Genomic DNA, 289 nt, shown 5'->3' with positions numbered 1-289 from the left:
GGAGAACGAAATCCTAAAAAAAGCCCTGGGCTTCCTTGCGCAGAAGTAACCAATATCTTTGATTACATTCACCAAGAAAGCCATCACCACCAGGTAACCAAGATGTGCCGAATCCTCGGTGTTTCCAGAGCTCAGTATTATCGTTATCGATCCCCCAAACCTTCAAAACGCCGGGCCGAAGATGCGGGCTTGAAACAACGGATTCTGCGGATCTTTGCGGAATTTAAGCAGCGATACGGTGTTATGAAGATCCACCATGAATTGAATCTGGAACTTCAACCACTGCAGC

General features: G+C 47.1%; 1 pseudogene. It reads left to right on the top strand.

Features of this window, described 5'->3' with window-relative positions:
* Positions 1 to 289, top strand: a pseudogene (locus tag FC07_RS15620) (IS3 family transposase); the annotation flags it as partial.

It is taken from the genome of Loigolactobacillus bifermentans DSM 20003, assembly GCF_001434575.1.
GTDB lineage: Bacteria > Bacillota > Bacilli > Lactobacillales > Lactobacillaceae > Loigolactobacillus > Loigolactobacillus bifermentans.
The sequence above is the reverse complement of the archived record's forward strand: the minus strand, read 5'-3'. Positions and strand labels throughout refer to the sequence as shown.